At 68.6% G+C, this 21,703-nt stretch carries 20 protein-coding genes; 11 read left to right on the top strand and 9 right to left on the bottom strand.

Annotation, left to right across the window (positions count from 1 at the left end):
* Positions 1-3: 3 nt before the first annotated feature.
* Positions 4-711, bottom strand: coding sequence for a transcriptional regulator NanR (gene nanR, locus I5731_RS11705; protein ID WP_197311556.1), 708 nt, complete (start codon positions 709-711; stop codon positions 4-6).
* Between the two features lie 277 nt (positions 712-988).
* On the opposite strand from nanR, the gene I5731_RS11700 reads away from it, so the two are divergent.
* From I5731_RS11700 to I5731_RS11680, 5 genes are all read left to right on the top strand, one after another.
* Positions 989-1,981 (top strand): TRAP transporter substrate-binding protein, encoded by a 993-nt coding sequence (locus tag I5731_RS11700; protein WP_197311555.1) that lies wholly within the window; start codon positions 989-991, stop codon positions 1,979-1,981.
* A 151-nt stretch (positions 1,982-2,132) separates the two neighbouring features.
* A complete protein-coding gene (locus tag I5731_RS11695; RefSeq protein WP_197311554.1) occupies positions 2,133-2,642 on the top strand; it encodes a TRAP transporter small permease subunit in 510 nt (169 codons plus the stop codon).
* 5 nt (positions 2,643-2,647) lie between these two features.
* Positions 2,648-3,922 (top strand): TRAP transporter large permease, encoded by a 1,275-nt coding sequence (locus tag I5731_RS11690; RefSeq protein ID WP_197311553.1) that lies wholly within the window; start codon positions 2,648-2,650, stop codon positions 3,920-3,922.
* An 8-nt stretch (positions 3,923-3,930) separates the two neighbouring features.
* The gene (locus I5731_RS11685) at positions 3,931-5,076 is read left to right on the top strand and encodes an alpha-hydroxy acid oxidase (protein WP_197311552.1); all 1,146 of its coding nucleotides are present in this window, start codon (positions 3,931-3,933) and stop codon (positions 5,074-5,076) included.
* 124 nt (positions 5,077-5,200) lie between these two features.
* Complete coding sequence (locus I5731_RS11680; RefSeq protein WP_197311551.1) at positions 5,201-6,715, top strand: multidrug effflux MFS transporter; 1,515 nt, start codon at positions 5,201-5,203, stop codon at positions 6,713-6,715.
* A 235-nt stretch (positions 6,716-6,950) separates the two neighbouring features.
* Here the strand turns inward: I5731_RS11680 and I5731_RS11675 are convergent, their stop codons facing one another.
* Positions 6,951-7,847, bottom strand: coding sequence for a branched-chain amino acid aminotransferase (locus I5731_RS11675; RefSeq protein WP_197311550.1), 897 nt, complete (start codon positions 7,845-7,847; stop codon positions 6,951-6,953).
* A gap of 341 nt (positions 7,848-8,188) precedes the next feature.
* On the opposite strand from I5731_RS11675, the gene I5731_RS11670 reads away from it, so the two are divergent.
* From I5731_RS11670 to I5731_RS11660, 3 genes are all read left to right on the top strand, one after another.
* Positions 8,189-8,704 (top strand): MarR family winged helix-turn-helix transcriptional regulator, encoded by a 516-nt coding sequence (locus I5731_RS11670; protein ID WP_197311549.1) that lies wholly within the window; start codon positions 8,189-8,191, stop codon positions 8,702-8,704.
* Positions 8,705-8,742: 38 nt separating this feature from the next.
* Positions 8,743-9,486 (top strand): response regulator, encoded by a 744-nt coding sequence (locus I5731_RS11665; RefSeq protein WP_197311548.1) that lies wholly within the window; start codon positions 8,743-8,745, stop codon positions 9,484-9,486.
* 170 nt (positions 9,487-9,656) lie between these two features.
* Entirely contained in the window at positions 9,657-11,006 is a 1,350-nt protein-coding gene (locus I5731_RS11660; protein WP_407941840.1) for an ATP-binding protein, read from the top strand.
* A 201-nt stretch (positions 11,007-11,207) separates the two neighbouring features.
* On the opposite strand, the gene I5731_RS11655 is transcribed toward I5731_RS11660, so the two are convergent.
* From I5731_RS11655 to I5731_RS11630, 6 genes are all read right to left on the bottom strand, one after another.
* Complete coding sequence (locus I5731_RS11655; RefSeq protein ID WP_197311546.1) at positions 11,208-11,561, bottom strand: tRNA-binding protein; 354 nt, start codon at positions 11,559-11,561, stop codon at positions 11,208-11,210.
* A gap of 32 nt (positions 11,562-11,593) precedes the next feature.
* Positions 11,594-12,217, bottom strand: coding sequence for a glutathione S-transferase family protein (locus tag I5731_RS11650; RefSeq protein WP_197311545.1), 624 nt, complete (start codon positions 12,215-12,217; stop codon positions 11,594-11,596).
* A 64-nt stretch (positions 12,218-12,281) separates the two neighbouring features.
* A complete protein-coding gene (locus tag I5731_RS11645; RefSeq protein ID WP_197311544.1) occupies positions 12,282-13,361 on the bottom strand; it encodes a DUF1176 domain-containing protein in 1,080 nt (359 codons plus the stop codon).
* A gap of 79 nt (positions 13,362-13,440) precedes the next feature.
* Positions 13,441-14,157: a ribonuclease T2 family protein gene (locus I5731_RS11640; protein ID WP_197311543.1), complete on the bottom strand. Its 717-nt coding sequence runs from the start codon at positions 14,155-14,157 to the stop codon at positions 13,441-13,443.
* Positions 14,139-14,573, bottom strand: a complete 435-nt coding sequence (locus tag I5731_RS11635; protein ID WP_197311542.1) for a hypothetical protein — start codon at positions 14,571-14,573, stop codon at positions 14,139-14,141. The genes I5731_RS11640 and I5731_RS11635 overlap by 19 nt, the downstream gene beginning before the upstream one ends.
* 562 nt (positions 14,574-15,135) lie before the next feature.
* A complete protein-coding gene (locus I5731_RS11630) occupies positions 15,136-15,903 on the bottom strand; it encodes an HNH endonuclease signature motif containing protein (RefSeq protein ID WP_197311541.1) in 768 nt (255 codons plus the stop codon).
* Between the two features lie 136 nt (positions 15,904-16,039).
* Here I5731_RS11630 and I5731_RS11625 point away from each other — a divergent pair, with 136 nt between their 5' ends.
* The gene (locus I5731_RS11625) at positions 16,040-16,390 is read left to right on the top strand and encodes a hypothetical protein (RefSeq protein ID WP_197311540.1); all 351 of its coding nucleotides are present in this window, start codon (positions 16,040-16,042) and stop codon (positions 16,388-16,390) included.
* Positions 16,391-16,720: 330 nt separating this feature from the next.
* Here I5731_RS11625 and I5731_RS11620 read toward each other — a convergent pair whose 3' ends face one another.
* The gene (locus I5731_RS11620; protein ID WP_197311539.1) at positions 16,721-17,563 is read right to left on the bottom strand and encodes a 23S rRNA (adenine(2030)-N(6))-methyltransferase RlmJ; all 843 of its coding nucleotides are present in this window, start codon (positions 17,561-17,563) and stop codon (positions 16,721-16,723) included.
* A gap of 252 nt (positions 17,564-17,815) precedes the next feature.
* Between I5731_RS11620 and I5731_RS11615 the strand changes: the two genes are divergently transcribed.
* The gene (locus tag I5731_RS11615; protein ID WP_197311538.1) at positions 17,816-18,586 is read left to right on the top strand and encodes an SH3 domain-containing protein; all 771 of its coding nucleotides are present in this window, start codon (positions 17,816-17,818) and stop codon (positions 18,584-18,586) included.
* A gap of 282 nt (positions 18,587-18,868) precedes the next feature.
* The gene (gene uvrB / locus I5731_RS11610; protein WP_197311537.1) at positions 18,869-21,691 is read left to right on the top strand and encodes an excinuclease ABC subunit UvrB; all 2,823 of its coding nucleotides are present in this window, start codon (positions 18,869-18,871) and stop codon (positions 21,689-21,691) included.
* Positions 21,692-21,703: the final 12 nt, after the last annotated feature.

Raw genomic sequence — 21,703 nt, 5'->3', positions numbered from 1 at the left:
GCCTCAACGGCCGGCGTGTTGCCAGTAGAAGTTGGCGACCGACTCGAGATGCTCCCGCATCGCCGTCTCGGCGGCGTCCGGGTCGCGGGCGGCGATCGCCTCGTAGATGCGCTCGTGGAAGGCGAGGGCGTTGGACTTGGCGCGGCTCGCCTTCAGCGACACCTCGCGCTGCTCGGCGAGCCACTGCACCACGGCCTGGTGCACGCCGTTGAACAGCGGATTGCGCGCCACCAGCACGATCTCGAAGTGGAACGCGAGGTCGGACTTCTCGAACGCCTCGACGTTGCCGACGTCCTTGGCGTTGCGCGCCAGCGCGCCGCCGATACGGGCGATGTCGGCCTCGGTCGCCTCGCGCGCCGCATGGCGGGCGAGCGACACCTCGAGATGCATGCGCGCGCTCTGGAAGTGCCGCACGCCGTCGGGATTGGCGAGGAACACCCGCGCCGTCGCCGACAGCTCCTGGATGAAGTGCTGCGCGTCCGGCTTGCTGACGCGCGCCCGCTCGCCGTTGCCGACGGTGATCAGCCCGGCCTTCTGCAGCGACAGCAGCGCCTCGCGTACCGCCGGGCGGCCGACCTGGAACTGCTCCATCAGCTCGCGCTCGGACGGCAGCGCGTCGCCTTCGCGCAGCGTGCGGGTCCGTATCATCTCCTCCAGCCGCTCGGACACGTCCTCGTAGACGCGACGTCGGCGGATCGGTTGGATTTCCATGTGCCTGACCTCGATTGGTATGAAAGGATTACCGCACCATTTGCCCTTGTCAACTCCCGCAAGCCAATTGATCTGCGGCGTCAAATTATAACATGCTGGTTTTGATGGCATTTATTGAACTCTCTCCAATTTCCTCTGCCGATCGGGTTGACCGTCGTTCGGACTCGTGGTTAGCCTTTCATACCAGCTGGCGCCGGATGACCGCCTCGACGCCGCGGAATGTGACGGGGCACGGCCACAACGAAATGGTCGGCTCAAGACCGGTCAGGAGGAAACAATGCGTATTTCAGGACTGCTCGCAGCCGCCGCCTTCGCCGCGGCGACGCTCGGATCGGCCTTCGCCCAGGAGGTCAAGGAAATCCGCCTCGGATCGCCGTGGCCGACCGCCAGCACCATTCATACCGCGCTGCCGGTGTTCGCCGACGAGGTCGAGCGCCTCTCCGAAGGCAAGATCAAGGTCCGGGTCTATCCCGACAGCCAGCTCGGCGACATCCAGGCGCTGATCAACGGCGTGCAGCTCGGCACCGTCGACATGACCTACCTCGCGATCGGCAACGCCGGCGTGCTGCGCGGCGGCACCGCGCTCAACGTCGCCTACGTGCCCTACCTGTTCGATTCCAAGGAAGACGCCGAGCGCATCGCCAACAGCGAAGTGTTCGGAGAGCTCTACGACGAGCTCGCCAGCCAGTCCGGCGTGCGCATCTTCGCCGTCTACGGCGCCCGCTCGCCGCGCGCCGTGCAGAACAAGGTCCGCGCCGTCTCGAAGCCCGAGGACATGGTCGGCCTGAAGATCCGCATCCCGCCGATCGACGGCATCCGCCTCGCCTTCGAGGCGATGGGCGCCAAGCCCGTCGTGCTCGGCCTCGGCGACACCTACAACGCCATCGAGCGCGGCCAGGTCGACGGCCACGAGAACGGTATCGACGCCGCCGTCGGCTACAAGTGGTACGAGATCGCCAAGCACTTCACGCCGACCGAGCACATCTACGAGACGGCGGCCTGGTACATCAACGAGAACCTCTGGGCGTCCTTCACCGACGCCGAGCGCGAGATCTTCCGCGCGGCCGCGAAGGCCGGTGGCATGGCGATGACCGAAGCCGGCGAGGCGGTCGACGTCGAGGGCTACAAGATCTTCAAGGAGCAGGGCGTCACCGTCACGCAGCCCGACACGGAAGCGTTCCGCGAGGCCCTGAAGGACGTCTACAAGAACTTCGAAGGCCGCGTCTGGCCGGAAGGCCTCGTCGCCAAGATCCGCGCGATGCAGGACTGACCTTCCGACCCGTTCCGATCACCTCCCCTGGGGCGGCTGGCCGCCCCAGGGTCCCTCGTGCAGCCGGTCGTCCGCCGGCTGCACGCTTTTCGAAACCCATTCCGCATGCTGCGTCCGCCGGGCCGAGCCCGCCCGGACCCGGAGCCCGATCATGACCTTCGAGACCATCGACCGCGCCATCGCGGTCCTCGGGCGGGGCGTCGGCCTGCTGCTCGACACGATCATCGCCCTGCTGGTCGCGGGCCTGCTGGTCATCGTCTTCTCGCAGTTCATCGACCGCAACTACGTCACCTTCTGGCGGGATTCGCCGGAGGAGTACGTCAAGATCGGCCTGACCTGGCTCTGCTACGTCGGCATCGCCCGTGCCTTCTCCACCGACGAGACGATCCGCATCACCTTCCTGCACGAAGTGCTGCCGAAGCCGGCGATCCTCGTCATCGAGACGCTGCTCGACCTCTTGCTCCTGGTGCTGCTCGCCATCCTCACGGTGAAGAGCATCGTGATGGTGCAGATGGCGCAGTACCAGATCGTGCTCGGCACCGACTTCTCCCTCGCCGTTCCCGCCACGGGCGTCCTCGTCGGCGTCGTGCTCCTCATCCCGCTGATCGCCTGGCGCCTCGTGCGCCGCCTCGCGATCCAGGCCGGCTGGCTGCAAGGCTGAATGTCATGGCTCTCCTGTTCGTCATCTTCATCGCGCTGCTGATTCTCGGCACCGAGGTCGGCTTCGCGATGATCATCGCCGCCTGGCTCGGCATCGAGCTGAAGACCGACCGCGTCGTCGACCTCGTCATGCTGCCGACGTCGATGCTGAGCGGCATCGGGCTCTACGCCCTCGTGCAGATCCCGCTGTTCATCCTCGCCGGCGAGGTCATGAACCGCGGCGGCATCACGCGGCGCCTGATCGACTTCGCTTCCGTCTGGGTCGGGCGCGGCAAGGGCAGCCTCGGCCAGGTCTCGGTCGGCGCCAACGCCATGATGGCCGGCATCTCGGGATCGGCCGTCGCCGACGCCGTCGCCATCGGCAAGGCGATGATCCCGCAGATGACCGAGAAGGGTTACAAGCCCGCCTATTCCAGCGCCGTCATCGCCGCCGGCGCCCTGATCGGCCCGATCATCCCGCCGTCGATCCCGATGGTCGTCTACGCCCAGATGGCGAACACGTCGGTCGCCAAGATGTTCATGTCGGGGCTGATCCCCGGCGCGATGCTGGCGCTCGGCTTCATGGCGATCTGCGCCATCATCGGCCGGCTGCGCGACCTGCCCGCCGGCGAGCGGGTCGGCTGGGGCGCGCGGCTGCGCGTGTCGGCCGGGGCGAGCTGGGCGCTGCTGATGCCGGTGATCATCCTCGTCGGCATCCGCATGGGCTACATGACCGACACCGAGATCGCGGCGATCGCCGTGGTCTACGCGCTACTGGTCAGCTTCTTCGTCTACCGCACCCTGCGCCTCGCCGACCTGCCGGGCCTGCTCGTCAGTGCCGGCCGCTCCAGCGCGGTGATCCTGTTCCTGCTCGCCGCCGCCGCCCCCTTCTCCTGGCTCGTCGCCGAGAGCCAGGTCGCCGACCGTGTCGTCGAGATGATTCACGCGATCTCCACCAATCCGGTGGTCGTGCTGATCATCGTCAACGTCTTCCTGCTGCTCGTCGGCCTAGTGCTCGAGCCGCTGCCGGCGATGATCATCTTCCTCCCCGCGCTGATCCCGATCGGCATGGAGCTCGGCATCGACCCGATCCACTTCGGCGCCACCGTGGTGATCAACCTGATGATCGGCCTGATCACCCCGCCGGTCGGCTTGCTGCTCTTCGTCGTCGCCAGCATCTCGAAGACGCCCTTCGTGCAGATCGCCCGCGAGGTGCTGCCGTTCCTCGCCTGGTCGCTCGTCGTGCTACTCCTCGTCATCATCTTCCCGCAGCTGACGCTGTGGCTTACCGCGGGGCTTTGACCAGACCGATGACCGCCCTCGACCGCGCCGCCTCGATTGCCGACCTGCGCCGGCTCGCCCGCCGCCGCCTGCCGCGCTCGATCTTCGAGTTCATCGACGGCGGCGCCGGCGACGAGCGCACCCTGCGCGACAACGCCGACCACCTCGCGGCGCTGCGCCTGATGCCGCGGGTCGGCGTCGACGTCGCGGCCCGCAGCGCCGCGGTCGACATCGTGGGCCGGCGCTCGGCGCTGCCCCTGGTGCTGGCGCCGACCGGGCTTGCCGGGCTGTTCTGGCCGGGCGGCGAGATGGCGGCGGCGCGGGCGGCACAGGCGGCCGGCATCTCCTTCTGCCTCTCGACGAACTCCGTCGCCTCGATCGAGGAGGTCGCGGCCGCGGTGCCCGGCGTCGACCGCTGGTTCCAGCTCTATTTCCTGAAAGACGAGGCGCTGATGGACCGGATGCTGGCCCGCGCGGCCGCATCGGGCTACCGCGTGCTCTGCCTCACCCTCGACCTCGCCGTGCAGGGCCGCCGCGACCGCGACATCCGCAACGCCTTCACCGTGCCGCTGCGGCCTCGGCTCAAGACCGTGCTCGAGGTGGCGCTGCGCCCCGCCTGGCTTGCCGGCTTCCTGCGCGCTCCGGTGCGCTTCGGCAACTTCGAGGCGGATGCGCCGCAGACCGGATTTTCCAGCATGGCCCAGCACGTCGCCAAGCTCTGCGATGCTTCCGCCAACTGGGGCACCATCGCCCGCGTCGCCGCGAAATGGCACGGTCCCGTCGTGATCAAGGGAGTCCTCGCCCCCGACGATGCCCGCCGCGCCGTCGATCTCGGCGCTGCCGCGGTGATCGTCTCCAACCACGGCGGCCGCCAGCTCGACCATGTGCCCTCCGCCGCCGCCGCGCTGCCGGGCGTCGTCGAGGCCGTCGCCGGCCGGGCACAAGTTCTGCTCGACGGCGGCGTGCGCCGCGGCACCGACGTCATCAAGGCGAAGGCGCTCGGCGCCGACGCCTGCATGATCGGCCGCCCGTTCCTCTGGGGCCTCGCCGCCGCCGGCGAGCCCGGCGTCGCGCGGACGCTGTCGATCTTCGCCGAGGAGATCGCCATCGCCCAGGCGCTGCTCGGCCGGCCGGATTTTGCCGCGATCGACCGGTCGGTGCTGTCGGACCTCTGAGTCCGGCAGAACATCCGCGCCCGCTCACGGGCATGTGAAGCCCGCCGCCGCCGTGCCGCCGCCCTGATCGCCGGCGGTTTCCGCGGCTTTCCCCGCATCTCGCGCCGTGGCATGCATCACCGGCATGTCTGGCATCCGTGCTTCCGGATGCACAGGTTGGCAGAACATAGTAGTCCCTTACTATTCCTGCCCCGGACGCCGCCTCGGCCGCCGGGTCGGCATTGTGACCACATTCTCCGCCGGAGCCCGTTTCGCCGCTTCGCCCGTTGGGCGCCGGCCGGACGGCTCCGCAGCCGACCGGATCGCCTCCCGTCCCGCCCGCGCCAGCCTCGCGCGGCCGGCCGGGCCGTCGCCGTTCCTGCCGGCCCCGGACAGACGCGAGCGAGATCAGGACATGGCTGCAGCAGAACAGGGCACCCCGCCGCATCAGGGGCTCGGCTTTGCCGAGTTCGTCGCGATGATGGCGGCGCTGATGGCGCTCAATGCGCTGGCGATCGATTCCATGCTGCCGGCGCTGCCGGAGATCGGTGCCGCCCTTGGCGTCGACGACCCCAACCGCCGCCAGGTGGTGATCACCGCCTATCTGATCGGCTTCGGCGTCGCCCAGCTGTTCTACGGCCCGATCTCCGACATCTTCGGCCGCAAGCCGGTGGTGATGGCCGGCCTTGCCGCCTATGTCGTCGCCGGCACCGTGTCGGTGATGGCGACGGACTTCGACCAGATGCTGCTCGCCCGCCTCGTCCAGGGCATCGGCGCGGCGGCGACGCGCGTCATCTGCATGTCGATCGTGCGCGACTGCTACGGCGGCCGCCGCATGGCGAGCGTCATGTCGCTGATCATGATCGTCTTCATCGCCGTGCCGGTGGTGGCGCCCTCGGTGGGGCAGGCGATCGTGCTGTTCGGCCCGTGGCGCTGGATCTTCGGCTTCCTGACGCTGGCGGGTGCCTTCGTGCTCGGCTGGGTGGCGCTGCGCCTGCCCGAGACGCTGCCGAAGGCGGCGCGTAGCAAGCCCGACGTCGCGAGCATCCTCGCCAACTACGGCACCGCCCTCACCAATCGCCTCGCCAACGGCTATACGCTGGCGACAGCGCTCGTGATGGGCGGCCTGTTCGGCTTCATCAACTCGGCGCAGCAGATCTTCGTCGATGTGCTGGATACGGGCACGCTGTTCCCGGTGCTGTTCGCCTTCATCGCGATCTTCATGGCGATTTCGTCGTTCATCAACGCGAAGATCGTCGGCCGGCTCGGCATGCGCCTCGTCTCGCACTGGGCGCTGATCGGCTTCACCGCCGCCAGCGCCCTGCACGCCGCCGTCGCCTACGCCGGCTTCGAGAGCGTCTGGACCTTCGTCGGCTTCCAGTCGCTGACGATGTTCATGTTCGGCCTGGTGATGTCGAACTTCAACGCCATGGCGCTGGAGCCGCTCGGCCGCATCGCCGGCACGGCGTCCTCGACGCTGGGCTTTGCCACCACGGTGATCGGCGCGGTGCTCGGCTACGAGATCGGCCAGCGCTTCGACGGCAGCACCGTGCCCCTGACGCTGAGCTTCGCCGTGCTCGGCGCGGCTGCCGTGCTGGTCGTCTTCGTTACCGAGGGCGGCCGGCTGTTCACGGCGCGGAACCCGCAGCCGGCGGAGTGATATTCGGGGGGCGGGCGGCGGCTTCGTGCCGTGTGGCCTCCCCCCTCCCTGTCCCTCCCCCGCTTCGCAGGAGAGGGGACGATGGGGGAGGGGACTTTCGCACAACGATGGTCACGCCGGATCGAAGAGCTGTTGAGATCGGCGCCCCATCCTCCTGCGTCCCCTCTCCTGCGAAGCGGGGGAGGGACAGGGAGGGGGGAGGCCACACGGCAAAGCCGAAGAGCCGCCCCAACCCTCACTCCGCCGCGGCGGCGGTCTTCTTCGGCTGCACGGCGGCCATGTAGTCGTTCATCAGCGTGATCGAGATCTCGCCGGGCTTGTAGCTGTGCGGGCCGATCTCCGACACCGGCGTCACTTCCGCGGCGGTTCCCGTGAGGAAGCACTCCGAGAAGGTCGAGAGTTCCTCGGGCAGGATGTGGCGCTCGATGAGTTCGAAGCCGCGGGCGCGGGCGAGGTCGACCACCGTCTGCCGCGTGATGCCGTTCAGGAAGCAGTCCGGCGTCGGCGTGTGGATGACGCCGTCCTTCACGAAGAACATGTTGGCGCCGGTCGCCTCCGCGACATAGCCGCGGTAGTCGAGCATCATCGCGTCGGCGTAGCCTTTCGCTTCCGCGGCGTGCTTCGAGATCGTGCAGATCATGTAGAGGCCGGCGGCCTTCGACTTCGACGGCGCGGTCTTCGGATCGGGCCGGCGGTATTCCGCCATGTCGAGCCGGATGCCCTTCAGGCGCTCTTCCGGCTTGAAGTAGGACGGCCATTCCCAGGCGGCGATCGCAAGGTGGATGGTGTTGTGCTGCGCCGAAACGCCCATCATCTCGCTGCCGCGCCAGGCGACCGGGCGCAGATAGGCGTCGACGAGGTTCATCCGCTGCAGCGTCTCGCGGCAGGCGGCGTTGATGACCTCCGCCGAATAGGGGATCTCGAAGCCGAGGATGCGGCCGGATTCGATCAGCCGGTCGGTGTGCGCCTCGAGCTTGAAGATCTCGCCGCCGTAGGCGCGCTCGCCCTCGAACACCGAGCTGGCGTAGTGCAGGCCGTGCGTCAGCACGTGCACCTTGGCATCCTTCCAGTCGACGAACTCGCCGTCGAACCAGATGACGCCGTCGCGGCTGTCGAAGGGAACGCTCGCCATGTCAGAAACTCCCAGATCCTTCGCCCGGCGGCCCACCTGGACCTTGGAGCGCGGCGCCCGTCATGGGGCGACCATTGGTTTTGCGTCGCAGCGGTCGAGCGGATATCTTCACCACGGATCGAGGGTCGGACAACCGTTTCGGCGGACATTTCCGGCCTGTCCGGTCGGGGAAGCGCCGCAGCGGTGGCGATTCGGCGATCGGATCCCGGGCGGAGCGGCCCCTCGCGAACGGGCTCGACGATGCGGGACGATCACCGTTTCGCAAAGCTGCGACGGCGACCGAGAACGATCGTTTCGCTGGAACGCCGCATCCAGTAACAATCGGAACAGAATAAGTCAATATGGCTGACATAAATTTCTCGAGGAGCGCCCCGCCGGTCGATCCGGCAGCCAAGGCCGCCGAGCCGTCCGGCCCGGATTTCCAGCTCATCGAGCTGCTGTTCTTCGCCTACCGCGACTTCGTCGGCGACGCCGACCAGATGCTGGCGCGCTACGGCTTCGGCCGGGCGCACCACCGGGTGCTGTATTTCGTCGAGCGCAACCCCGGCATCCGCGTCACCGACCTGCTCGATATCCTGCGCATCACCAAACAGAGCCTCGGCCGGGTGCTGAAGCAACTGGTCGACGAGGGCTTCATCCTGCAGACGCCGGGCGAATCCGACCGTCGCCAGCGCCTGCTGCACGCGACCCGCAAAGGTAGCCGCCTGGTGCAGGAGCTCGCCGAACGCCAGTCGCAGCGGCTCGAGCAGGCCGCCGCCGGCCTCGACGCGGCCGGGCGCGCCGGGGCACGCGCGTTCCTGCAGAACATGATCGACCGCGACGCGCCGCCCCGCGCGCCGAGCGACGACGTCGCTTGATCGCCCGCGCGGCGACAGGTGAGCCCGAGGAGAACGGCATGAGCCAGCAGGCGCCGGACACGTCCGCCATCGCCCCCACCGACGACGCCGTGCACATCCTCGTCGTCGACGACGACAGCCGCATTCGCAGCCTGCTGCAGCGCTTCCTCGGCAAGGAGGGGTTTCGCGTCACCGTCGCCGCCAACGCGGAGGAGACCCGGCGCAAGCTGCAGCAGATCGCCTTCGACCTCCTGATCGTCGACGTGATGATGCCGGGCGAGGACGGCATCAGCCTCGCCACCGCCATCGGCCGCACCCACGACGTGGCCGTGCTGCTGCTCACCGCCCGCAGCGAGCCGGAAGACCGCATCCGCGGCCTCGAGACCGGCGCCGACGACTATCTGACCAAGCCGTTCGAGCCGCGCGAGCTGGTGCTGCGTATCCAGAACATCCTGCGCCGCCGGGCGCGCTCGCGCAGCGCGGCGCCCGACGGCATGACCCGCACCCGCAGCATCCGCTTCGGCCGCTTCACCTACGACGTCGGCCGCGAGGACCTCAGCGACGGCGACGAGCCGGTGCGGCTCACCGAGCGGGAGCGCCAGCTGCTCACCATGTTCGCCCAGGCTCCCGAGGGCGTCGTCGCCCGCGACGCGCTGATCGGCGGCGGCGACGGCGGCGTCGGCGAGCGCAGCATCGACGTGCAGATCAACCGGCTGCGCCGCAAGATCGAGGCCGATCCGTCCAATCCGGCGCATCTGCAGACCGTGCGCGGCATCGGCTACCGGCTGAGGTTCGAGGAATGACCCCTCCGCCGCACCGGACGCTGCCGCCCGCCGCGCCGGACATCGATGCCGCCGCACCGCCGGACGACGACGGTCCGGACCTTGCCGACGACGCCGCCGACGTGGTCAGCGAGGGGCTCGACCGCGCCGCGACCGGTGTCCGCGTTGTCCGGCGCGGCCTCGGCCGTATCATGCCGGCGCCGGTCGCCGGGCTCTGGGCGGCGGTCGGCCGGGCGATCAACCGGCGCCTGCCCAAGAGCCTGTTCGGCCGCTCGATGCTGATCGTCGTGGTGCCGATGGTGATCTTCCAGTCGGTGATCGCCCAGGTCTTCATGGAGCGGCACTACACGCTGGTGACGAAGCGCCTCTCCGATGCGGTGGCGCGCGACATCGCCAGCATCGTCGACCTGATGCTCGACCGCCCGGATCCGGACGCGATGGAGACGATCCAGCGCATCGCCGCGGCGCGGCTCAGCATGTCGATCGCCCTGCAGCCGGCCGCCGACCTCGAGCCGACGCCGCCGGCGCCGCTGTTCTCCCTGCTCGACGAGACGCTGACCGCGAGCCTCGCCGACCAGATCACGCTGCCCTTCGCCGTCGATACGGTGAGCTACGAGCGACTGGTCGAGGTGCGCATCGCGCTGCCCGAGGCGGTGTTGCGCATCCGCCTGCCGCGCAACCACGCCTACGCCTCCAACTCGCACATCTTCATCGTCTGGATGGTGCTGACGGCCTTCGTGCTGATCGTCGTGTCGATCGTGTTCCTGCGCAACCAGATCCGTCCGATCCAGCGGCTCGCCGTCGCCGCCGAGATGCTCGGCCGCGGCCAGAACCCCAAGGATTTCACCCCGAGCGGCGCGCGGGAAGTGCGCAAGGCCGCCTACGCCTTCATCGAGATGCGCCGGCGCATCGAGCGCCAGGTCGAGCAGCGCACCACCATGCTCGCCGGCGTCAGCCACGACCTCCGGACCATTCTCACCCGCTTCAAGCTGGAACTCGCGCTGTTGCCCGAGAGCGAGGAGGCCGAGGCGCTCGCCGCCGACGTGGTCGAGATGGAGGCGATGCTCGAGGCCTATCTCGCCTTCGCCCGCGGCGTCGCCGACGAGCCGAGCACCGTCACCGACGTGCACCAGCTCGCCGCCGACGTCGTCGCCGAGACCGAGCGCACCGGCCGCCCGGCGACGATCGCCGCCGGCGGCCCGGCCAACGCCGCCGTGCGCCCGCTCGCCTTCAAGCGGATGATCGCCAACCTCGTCGGCAACGCCGTGCGCTACGGCAGCCGCGCCGCGGTGCAGGTGACGCGGCAGGACAACTGGCTCACCGTCATCGTCGACGACGACGGCCCCGGCATCCCGGAGGCCGAGCGCGACGCCGTCTTCAAGCCGTTCCACCGCCTCGACAGCGCCCGCAACCAGGACGTCGGCGGCTCCGGCCTCGGCCTCGCCATCGCCCGCGACATCGCCCTCACCCACGGCGGCGACATCCGCCTGTCGACGGGGCCGCTCGGGGGATTGCGGGCGCTGGTGCGGGTGCCGTGTTGAGGGGTGTGTGCCGTGGGGCTTCCCCCCTCCCTGTCCCTCCCCCGCTGCGCAGGAGAGGGGACGCAGGAGGTCAGGGCGTCGTTCTCAACGGCTCTTCGGTTCGGCGAAACATCAGTTTTGCGAAAGACATCTCGTCTTTCGTCCCCTCTCCTGCGAAGCGGGGGAGGGACAGGGAGGGGGGAGGCCACACGGCACACCCCCTCAGTACATCCGCCCCCCCACCGGTACGTCCTTGTCAGGCGTGATCAGCACCACCTTGCCGTTTTCGTCCGGCACGCCGAGCGTCAGCACCTCGGACATGAACTTGCCGATCTGCTTGGGCGGAAAGTTCACCACCGCCAGCACCTTGCGCCCGACCAGATCTTCCGGCGCGTAGTGCTCGGTGATCTGCACCGAGGTCCGCTTGACGCCGATCTCCGGTCCGAAATCGACTTTGAGCTTGTGCGCCGGCCGCCGCGCCCCCTCGAGCGGCTCCGCCTCGACGATCACGCCGACACGGATGTCGACTTTCAGAAAGTCGTCGAAGCCGATGGGGGCGGTGGGCGTGTCGGACATGGCTGCTCCGGATAAAACAAGCGGGGGAGGACTCAGCCCTTGAAGCGGGTCGCCTCGAAGGCCGGCACGGCGGCGGCGAAGCTCTCGAGCCAGGCGGCGAGCGCCGGATGCTCGGCGCGCCAGGCACCGGCAAAGCGCAGGTCGAGGTAGCCGAGCGCTGCTGAGAGCGCGATCTCACCCACCGTGATCGCCGCGGGATCGCCGACCGCCGTCGGCGGGGCGGCCTCCAGCGTGGCGAGCGCCCGGCGCACCTTCTCCGCCTGCCGCGCGCTCCAGCCCGGGCTGCGCTCGCCCTCGGGGCGCAGCCGCGTCTCGTAGACCTGCAGCAGGGCCGCATCCATCAGCCCGTCGCAGAGCGCCTGCAGCGTCAGCGCGGCAAAGCGCGGGCCGGTCTCGGTGGGGATGATCCGGCCGCCGCCGGCGAGATGGTCGAGATATTCGAGAATGACGCGGCTGTCGTAGAGCGCCGCGCCGCCCGCCGGCACCAGCGCCGGGATCTTGCCGAGCGGGTTGCGCGCCAGCAGCTCGGCGTCCGGCACCACGGTCTCCACCGCCACCACGGTGATGCGATCGCTAAGCCCGAGCAGGCTTGCCGCGATCTTCACCTTGCGCCCGAACGGCGAGGGCGGGGAACTCAGCAGGGTGAACTCGGTCATCGGGATGTCCTCGGCGGCGGGGTGCGGCCCGGCGTCGGGCCGCCGGCGGCCAGTGGTAGCCCGCTCAGCGCCCCTCGTAAACCACCGGCCAGGTGGCGGCGGCGCGCGGCCGGATGCAGTCCTCCCAGACGGCGAAGCGTTCCAGCTTGAAGGCATAGGCGTCCCAGCGCCAGCGCCCGGTGCGGCCGCAGCCGTCCGAGGTGCCGGGCATGGTGGCGGTCAGCACCCGGGCGCCTTCGTCATAGGCGACGTTTTCCAGCACCTCGGTGCCGGTCCAGCCGAAGCGGCTGGAATAGTCGGCGAAGTAGAGCGGGTGGATGCCGCCGATCTCACCGCTTTCGATCAGCCACAGCCTTGCGGCCACCCGGCCGCCGTCGCGGGCGTAGCAGGGCAGCACATAGAGCGTCGCCGTGTCGGACAGCGGCCCGATCAGCGGCTCGATCGCCGAAAGCCGCGGCGAATCGATCGCCTCGCACTCGGTCGCCCCGTGGCGGGCGACCAGTTCGGCCGGCACGCCGGCGGCGGCGATCATCGCCGGCACGTCCACGGCCGGCGCGCGCGGCAGGTCCTCCGGCGGGCCGGTGCGGCGGTCGCCGGCAATGCGGTTCTGCGCGCGGTCGATGTGCGCCAGCGCGGCGGTCAGCCCGTCGAGGGCGAAGCGCGGCTCGCGCGGCGCCCCGGCGATGTCGATGTAGCGGATGCGCAGCGTCGCGCCCGACTGCAGGTCGATCATCATCCGGTCGCGCCCGGCGGCGGACAGGATGTAGAAGCTGTCGGGCCGCACGAAGGGCGCATAGTCCGCCTCGGCGCGCAGCGTCACGCCGACACCGCCGTCGACCGCCATGGCGATCGTGCGGTCGCGGTCGGCGAGGTCGGCGAGGGTGGTGAACGACATCGTCCAGCGCGCCCGGCTGCCCGGCGCCCGCTGCAGCTGGAACACCGCCACCGGCTGCTCGCGCCCGTCGGCCGCGGCGCGGCGCTCGGTGGAGGGTAGCAGCGCGGCGCAGCTGCCGTCGTCCTCGCAGACGGCGGTGACGTTGCCGAAGCGCACGGTCTCGGCCGCCGCCGCCGGCAAGGCGCCGATCACGACGCCGAGCAGCGCGGCCAGCGCCGCCGCCAGTGCCGATCTGAGGGCGTGTCCCATGCGGATCGTCCTCGTCATCCTCCCGAAACCTTCCCGGCCCTTCGGCCGTGTTCTTCAATCGTCGCGTATCCTCGCCGCGTCAGCGCACCGGCGGCATCGCGACGCTCGCCTGCCGGCAGCCGCGCCGGTCGACCTCCGGACAGCTGCGGAAGTCGAGGTCGCGGGTGAGGCAGATGCGCACCTCGCGCAGCCGGTGCCGGTCGCAGGTCACGGCGATGCCGTTGTCCTTCAATCCCGGGTTGGCGGCGACGAACGCCGCCTCCACCGCCTCGGGCCTCACCGACATATAGCGGTCGAGCCGCCGATAGGCAGGGGGAATCGCCACGCGCGCGCGCGCCGCGCGAACGGTCGCAAAGAATTCATCGGGATCGGCGCCGGAACAGCTGCCGTGCTTGCGCCACTGGTGCCGCACCAGGCCGGGGCTCGGCATGATGTCGAGCACGCCGTCCACCGTCCGCCGCGACGGCTCGTCGTAAGCATCGCAGAAAGCGGGACCCTCGCCGCGCGCCGCCTGCGGCCACAGCCCGTGCACCACGAAGGCGAACGGCCGGCCGGAGCCGCACTGCAGCCGGTCGCGCTCCGACCCCTCCGCCTCGCAATAGCTCGGCGACCACGACAGCGACAGCACGTAGAACTCGAAGTCGCCCGGCTCGTCGGCCGCCGCCGGGGCGAAGACCTCCGGCACCAGCAGCGCGCCGAGGCCGAGCGCAAAGATACCCGCCACGGCAAGGCGCGAGGCCGCCCGCCTGCGCGTTGCGGCGCGCCGCAGACCAGCGCTCAGCGCAGCGAGCGGCATCCGGCACCGTAGACGTACCAGGCGTCGTTACGCGCGAGGCAGAACTCGACGTTCCAGCCGATACTTGCAAAACCCTGCCGCTGCGAGATCCGGTAGACCAGCTCGTCGCGGCCGCCGGTGGAGAGCAGCGCGGTTGCGGCGCAATGGCGGTGCACGATCGAGCTCGGCCCGTTCGCCACGACATAGCCGGCGCCGATCCGCTCGATCAGCGCGATCTCCACCCCGTTCTTCGTCTCCGGCGTCGCCCCCGCATGCCGGGTCGCAATCGTCCCCAGCACCCCGGCATCGTCACACGCCGGCACCCCGGGAACTTCGACCGCCGCGACGGGCCGCTGCCCCCCGCCATAGTAATCGGCGGCGAGGGCAGGGGCGGTGAGAACCGCAAACGCGGCGAACATCAGCGACGGCAGACGCATGGGGCAGCCTGAATGAATGACGGAGGGCTGCCGAAGCAGCGGAGTTGAGAAGGTGGCGGAGGGGAGGGGCGGGGTCAAGGCGGGAGGGGAATGAAGCAGGGCAATCGCCGAAGAGAAGGCAGGAAGTTTGTCATGGTCCGCGCCGGCGGACCATCCACGAAGGCCGCCGGCCACGGTGCCTCGTCCCTGGTCGCCTGTGCCGTCGATCGCAGCTTCATGGCCTCATCAATTTCATCGGAGACCTGTCCAGGCCGCGGGTCGTGGATGGTCCGCCTGCGCGGACCATGACGATGCTTCGATGACGATCAAACGATCGCCATGCAGTTGCACCGGGCTGGTTCGTGCCGCCGGGCAGACTACGACGGCCCTTGCAGCGTCCACCCCCGCACAAAACTCAGCCGTCATCCCCGCGAAAGCGGGGATCCAACTCTCAGCTAAATGAAGGCTCAATCGGCTACTTCCGAGCACGCACGGCTGCACACTCGATTTCCCAACCACTTTCTGCAGACGATGAGCCAAAATTGATTGATTCATCAAAGTCGATTTGATGGAATAAATTAGTTCAGACTATTCGCATTCCGATCCGCCCCACATAGCAGTGAAAGCCAGAGATTATCGTGTTACTAGGAAGTATGACTGTCAGATCCTTTTCAATTCTAATTTCTCGATAGTTTTCAAACGGATTCAAAGCTGCAAATCTGGGATAATCAATTCTAAATCTAGATTCAGATATATATATTACGCTTGTATTTGGGTTAAATTCAAAATTGATTACTCTTTTAGGATTAGAAAGTGATCTTATTTTCATTCGAGTTCCGGAAAAATCAAAATCCCAAAGATTTTCACCGAGAATCATCTCGTTATCGATGATTTTAAGAACTTGATTTCCTTCGATGTCGTTGATGAATATGGACACAAGAAGATTATCTCCTTCGCGTCGCACAGAGAATATCTCCATCTCCATGAAATTGATTGCTACGTATTTCTCACCGTCACTCATGGCCGGAGATCCAAATACGTTGTTTCCAATTCGAAATTCAACCGAATTACCCTGAAGTATCCATGTATGAATTCCCTTAGATTTGCGCATTTTGTTATGCGGTGATGCGCGATACTTTTTTACGACATCTTTAGACAGTCTTTTTGCTGTCTTTTCCATATGATGATTGTAGCACAAGAGCGCAATGTTACTTGATTCATGGCTTTGGGTGATGCTGAACTCGTCGATATGATCATAGGTGAAGATAGGGGCGCCACAAATTACGCAGCCGAAGCCGCAATCTTGACGGACTTGGCGTTGAACCGGTTCTGGAATGGTGCGGCTTGTCATCTGTGATCTCCAAGCCTCAGCATTACATTTAATCGACCTTTAGTGCAAAATAACAATATTCTCTGCATAGACCGGCGAACAGCAACGCGGTCCTGGTGACATGGATAGCCGAAGTTACGAACGGTCCCTTATGCCCATGCCCCACCCCCTCATCGGTCGCCAAATCATCGCCAGCATCGGCGAACCCTGGGACTTTTGCTCGGCCGCAGGCCAAGGGCGGCTCGACGGAACCGTGATCGACGTGTTCGAGGATGGCGACGGCCGCCTGCGCGCGATCATCCGCTGCTCGGCGTTTGTCCACAATGGGGTGGAAATCTCCGTCGCCGCAGCATCCGAGCGCTACGCGATCCCATTCGCCCTGCACGAAAGAAACGGCGCCAACCTCGCCTTCTTTCGGGATGGATCGCTCGTCGCGCGGGGAACCTTTCCCGGTACGCCGGGCGATTCCACGACGATCAGCTGGCTGATCGGATCGTTCCAGTTCTGATAGTCGTTCGGCTGGAGCCGAACGCCCTCGCGCTCGCCGCTGCCGTTCGGCCTGGAGATCGGCGAGGGGACAGCGCACCCGGCCTCGTCCTTCGAGACAGGCGCGTTGCGCCTTCCTCAGGATGAGGCCTCCGGGCGTTTTTCTGTGTTTTCAAACGCTTGTCTTTTTCCCTCATCCTGAGGAAGCCGCGCAGCGGCTGTCTCGAAGGGCGAGGGAAAAGCCGAGGCGTCGGCGGGAAGCGCTCTCACCATCTCTGCCAGCGGAACGTCCCGGATTCACAAATGAAGCACGCGACTTGCACGGGGAAGAATGGCCCGGCCAATCGCTCCCTCACTCCCCCGCCACCCACCCCACCCGCCAGCCCGCCCCCGGCCCGGTCGCCAGTGCCTCGGTCAGCCCCGGCAGCGCGGCCTTCGCGTCGTCCGCCAGCGTCCACGGCGGGTTCACCACCAGCATCCCCGCCGCCACCAGCGGGCCGTCCGGGGTGACCCGGCGGGTCCAGTGTTCGAGGCGGAGGATGCGCGGGATGCCGGTGGCCTCGACGCGGTCGATGAAGCTTTCCACGGCCTGCGGGTCCTTCAGCGGATACCACAGCAGCTGGATGCCGGTGGCGAAGCGGCGGTGGGCGTCGGTCAGCGCCCGGGCGAGGCGGTCGAATTCGCCCGGCTGCTCGAACGGCGGGTCGATCAGCAGCAGGCCGCGCCGCTCGGGCGGCGGCAGCAGGCTTTTCACCGCCGTCCAGCCGTCGAGGCTCATCACCTTGGCATCCTTGCCGAGCACGGCGGCGAGCGTCGCGTGGTCCTCCGGGTGCAGCTCGTTGGCGACCAGCGTATCCTGCGGGCGCAGCATCTGCGCCGCGATCAGCGGCGAGCCGGGATAGAGCGCGATCTCGGGCCCCGCGTTGGCGGCGCGCACCTCGGCGAGCCAGGGGGCGAGAAAGTCGCTCGTCGCGGCGGGCAGGGCGGCGTCGAGCACCCGGCCGAGCCCGCCCCGCCACTCGCCGGTCCGCCCCGCCTCGTCGCCGGCGAGGTCGTAGAGGCCGATGCCGGCGTGGGTGTCGATCACGCGGAACCCGGCCTCCTTCTGGCGGAGGTGCGCGAGGATGCGGGCGAGCACGGCGTGCTTCAGCACGTCGGCGAAATTGGCGGCATGGAAGGCGTGGCGATAGTTCATGGCGCGAGGCCTACAGCATGCCGCGCGCCGGGGAAATCGGCTTTTCGCGGCGGCGCCGGCGATGCGGCCGGCGGGTGCCTTCTCCCGAAAGCTGAACGGTGGATGAACGCGGGCTTCAGCGCCCGCTCAGCTTCTCCGCTATATTGACGAGGGGCGGAACATCCGGTCGATCCGTGCGTCTACCCGCGCGGACGGCGAATGCCGCCGCAGCCGGTGCCGCGAAGCGCCGGACAGAATACGGAGGACCAGGTCATGAAGCGCAGGCTCTTTGCGATGGCGGCACTCGTCGCGTCGCTGCTGTTGCCCGCGGCGGCCGAGGCGGCCAACGCCTACGCCACCGGCAACGTCAACATGCGCGCCGGCCCCGGCACGGCCTACCCGAAGATCACCACGGTGCAGCGCGGCGACGCGATCGACGTCTACGGCTGCGTCGCCGGCTGGTCGTGGTGCGACGTGAACTGGCGCGGCGCGCGCGGCTGGGTGTCGGGCAACTACATCGAGATGATCTACGCGCAGCAGCGCGTCGAGCTGCCGCGCTATGCGCCGCGCATCGGCGTGCCGGTGATCACCTTCGGCATCGAGAGCTACTGGGACCGCTGGTACGTCAACCGGCCGTTCTACCGCGAGCGGGAGCGCTGGTACCGCTCGCCGCGTTGGGACGACCGGCCGCAGCGCCCGCCGGTCTACTATGACGACTACCGCCCGCGGCCGCGCAACCCCGGCGGCGACGACCTGCGCCGCCCCGGCGTGCCCGACCGCGGCCAGTGGCGTGACGACCGCCGCCGCGACGACCGCCGCGTCGAGGAGCGCCGCCGCGACGATCGCCGCATCGAGGACCGTCGCCGCGACGACCGCCGCCGCGACGAACCCCGGCGCGACGATTCCCGCCGCGACGACAACCGCGGCCCCAACTTCGGCATCGGCGGCACCGGCATGCGCGATCCGTCGGGCGCCAACGAACGCCGCGACCAGCGCGACGTCTGCCGCCAGCCGGGCGCCCGCAACGACCCGCGCTGCAACTGACGACCCCGCGCCGGCCCCGGCCGGCGCTGGATCTGAACACCACGACGCCGGCCCCGGCCGGCACGCCTGACGACCACGCCGCCGGCCCCGGCCGGCGGCGTTTGGACCCGGCCACGACCCTGCCGCCCGCGCGGGCCGGGGGCGTGGTCGGCCGGCAGCCTGGAGGGCGCGCGCCGCACCCGCTCTCCAGGCCGTTGCCGATCCGGCGCAGCAGCCTTGCGCGATCTCTTTTCGTTCTGCTCCGGCCTTTTCCTGCGGGCGGACTCGCGCCATATTCCGGCAATGAGCCGCACCCCATCGAAATCGCCGCCCCGCGCCCCGGACACCGACGCCGCCGATCGTCCCGACGGCTTCGGCGAGGCGCCGCAGGCCTCCTTCACGCCGGCGCCCGCCACCGGCTCCGTCGCCGACTGGCTGCGCGACGTCGCCGGCGCCGACCTCGACGGCCTCGCCGCCGCCGCGCCGAAGACGGTCGCCCGCACGGCAAAATCCGCCAAGCCGGCCGACAAGGCCCAAAAGCCCGCCCGCTCGGCGCGCGGCACCTCGATGGGCGCCACCAACGACCCGAAGGCGCGCTCCGAGGGCGGGCTCAACCCCGTCGCCGGCATGAACCTGTCGCTCGACGAAGCCGTGGCCATGAACAAGGCCCGCGCCGAGCTGTCGAACCCGGAGGCCGGCGTCACCGCCACCGTCGCGGCGCTGGAGAAGCTGATCCAGGGCGGCCGCGCCGAGGTCGAGGGCAAGCCGTGGACGCCGCACCGTCCGGCGCGGCCGGAGAAGTCCGAGGGCGGCGTGCCGTTCCGCCTCGCCTCCGCCTATACCCCCGCCGGCGACCAGCCGACCGCCATCGCCGAGCTCGTCGAGGGCATCGCGACCGGCGAGCGCACCCAGGTGCTGCTCGGCGTCACCGGCTCGGGCAAGACCTACACCGCCGCCCAGATCATCGACCGCACCCAGCGCCCGGCGCTGGTGCTGGCGCCGAACAAGACGCTGGCGGCGCAGCTCTACGGCGAGTTCAAGTCGTTCTTCCCCGACAACGCCGTCGAGTATTTCGTCAGCTACTACGACTACTACCAGCCGGAAGCCTACGTTCCGCGCACCGACACCTACATCGAGAAGGAATCCTCGATCAACGAGCAGATCGACCGCATGCGCCATTCGGCGACGCGCGCGCTGCTCGAGCGCGACGACGTCATCATCGTCGCCTCGGTGTCGTGCATCTACGGTATCGGCTCGGTCGAGACCTACACCGCGATGACCTTCGGCCTCGAGGTCGGCGAGCGCATCGACCAGCGCCAGCTGCTCGCCGACCTCGTCGCCCTGCAGTACAAGCGCCAGGACATGGCCTTCGTGCGCGGCTCGTTCCGCGTCCGCGGCGACACGGTGGAAGTGTTCCCCGCCCACCTGGAAGACCGCGCCTGGCGCGTGTCGCTGTTCGGCGACGAGGTGGAATCGATCACCGAGTTCGATCCGCTCACCGGCCAGAAGGCCGCCGACCTCAAATACGTGAAGTTCTACGCCAATTCGCACTACGTCACGCCGAAGCCGACGCTCGCCCAGGCGACCAAGTCGATCAAGGCCGAGCTGAAGGGCCGCCTCGCCGAGCTCGAGGCGCACGGCCGCCTGCTCGAGGCGCAGCGGCTGGAGCAGCGCTGCCGCTTCGACCTCGAGATGCTGGAGGCGACCGGCTCCTGCGCCGGCATCGAGAACTACTCGCGCTACCTCACCGGCCGCGCCCCCGGCGACCCGCCGCCGACGCTGTTCGAATATTTGCCCGACAACGCGCTGGTCTTCGTCGACGAGAGCCACGTCACCATCCCGCAGATCGGCGCCATGTACAAAGGCGACTTCCGCCGCAAGGCGACGCTGGCGGAATACGGCTTCCGCCTGCCGTCGTGCATGGACAACCGCCCGCTGCGCTTCGAGGAATGGGACGCGATGCGGCCGCAGACGGTGGCCGTCTCCGCCACCCCCGGCGGCTGGGAGCTGGAGCAGTCGGGCGGCACCTTCGCCGAGCAGGTGATCCGCCCGACCGGCCTGATCGACCCGCCGATCGACATCCGCCCCGCCCGCACCCAGGTCGACGACCTGCTCGGCGAGGTGAAGCAGGTCGCGCTGAAGGGCTACCGCACCCTCGTCACCACATTGACAAAACGCATGGCCGAGGACCTCACCGAGTACCTGCACGACAACGGCGTCCGCGTCCGCTACATGCACTCCGACATCGAGACGCTGGAGCGCATCGAGATCCTGCGCGATCTCCGCCTCGGCGCCTTCGACGTGCTGATCGGCATCAACCTGCTGCGCGAGGGCCTCGACATCCCCGAGTGCGCCCTCGTCGCCATTCTCGATGCCGACAAGGAAGGTTTTCTGCGCTCCGAAACCTCGCTGGTGCAGACCATCGGCCGCGCCGCGCGCAACGTCGACGGCCGCGTCATCCTCTACGCCGACCACACCACCGGCTCGATGGAGCGCGCCATCGCCGAGACCAACCGGCGCCGCGAGAAGCAGCTCGCCTACAACGCCGAGCACGGCATCACGCCGGAAAGCGTGCGCCGCTCGATCGGCGACATCATGGGCTCGATCTACGAGCAGGACCACGTCACCGTCGACGCCGGCTTCGCCGAGGAGGGCACCCTCGTCGGCCACAACCTCAAGGCCCACATCGCCGACCTCGAGCGCCGCATGAAGGACGCCGCCGCCGACCTTGAGTTCGAAACCGCCGCCCGTCTGCGCGACGAGGTCAAGCGCCTGAAGGAAACCGAGCTCGCCGTCGCCGACGACCCGCTCGCCCGCCAGGCGAGCGTCGACGACCGCACCGGCGGCTACCGCGGCGACCGCAAGGACCCCGCCGGCACCAAGGGCCGCGGCGCCACCCGCGTCCACAAGCCCGCCAGCCACGAAATGGGCCCCCACAACCGAACCCTCCCCATCGGCAGCCCCGACGACCCGCACGGCCCGCGCAAGTCGAAGGTGGCAAAGCCAAGCCTCGACGACATGGGCCCCGGCACGGACATGACCGTGCCGGTGGGCGAGGGCAAGGTGTTCCAGAAGCCCGACCCGATGACGAAGAACTATCGGCCGGGGGGGAGGCGGAAGGGGTAGGGGGGAGGAGAC

This window comes from Methylobrevis albus (assembly GCF_015904235.1).
Classification (GTDB): domain Bacteria; phylum Pseudomonadota; class Alphaproteobacteria; order Rhizobiales; family Pleomorphomonadaceae; genus Methylobrevis_A; species Methylobrevis_A albus.
This window is presented reverse-complemented; position numbering and strand designations above follow the sequence as displayed.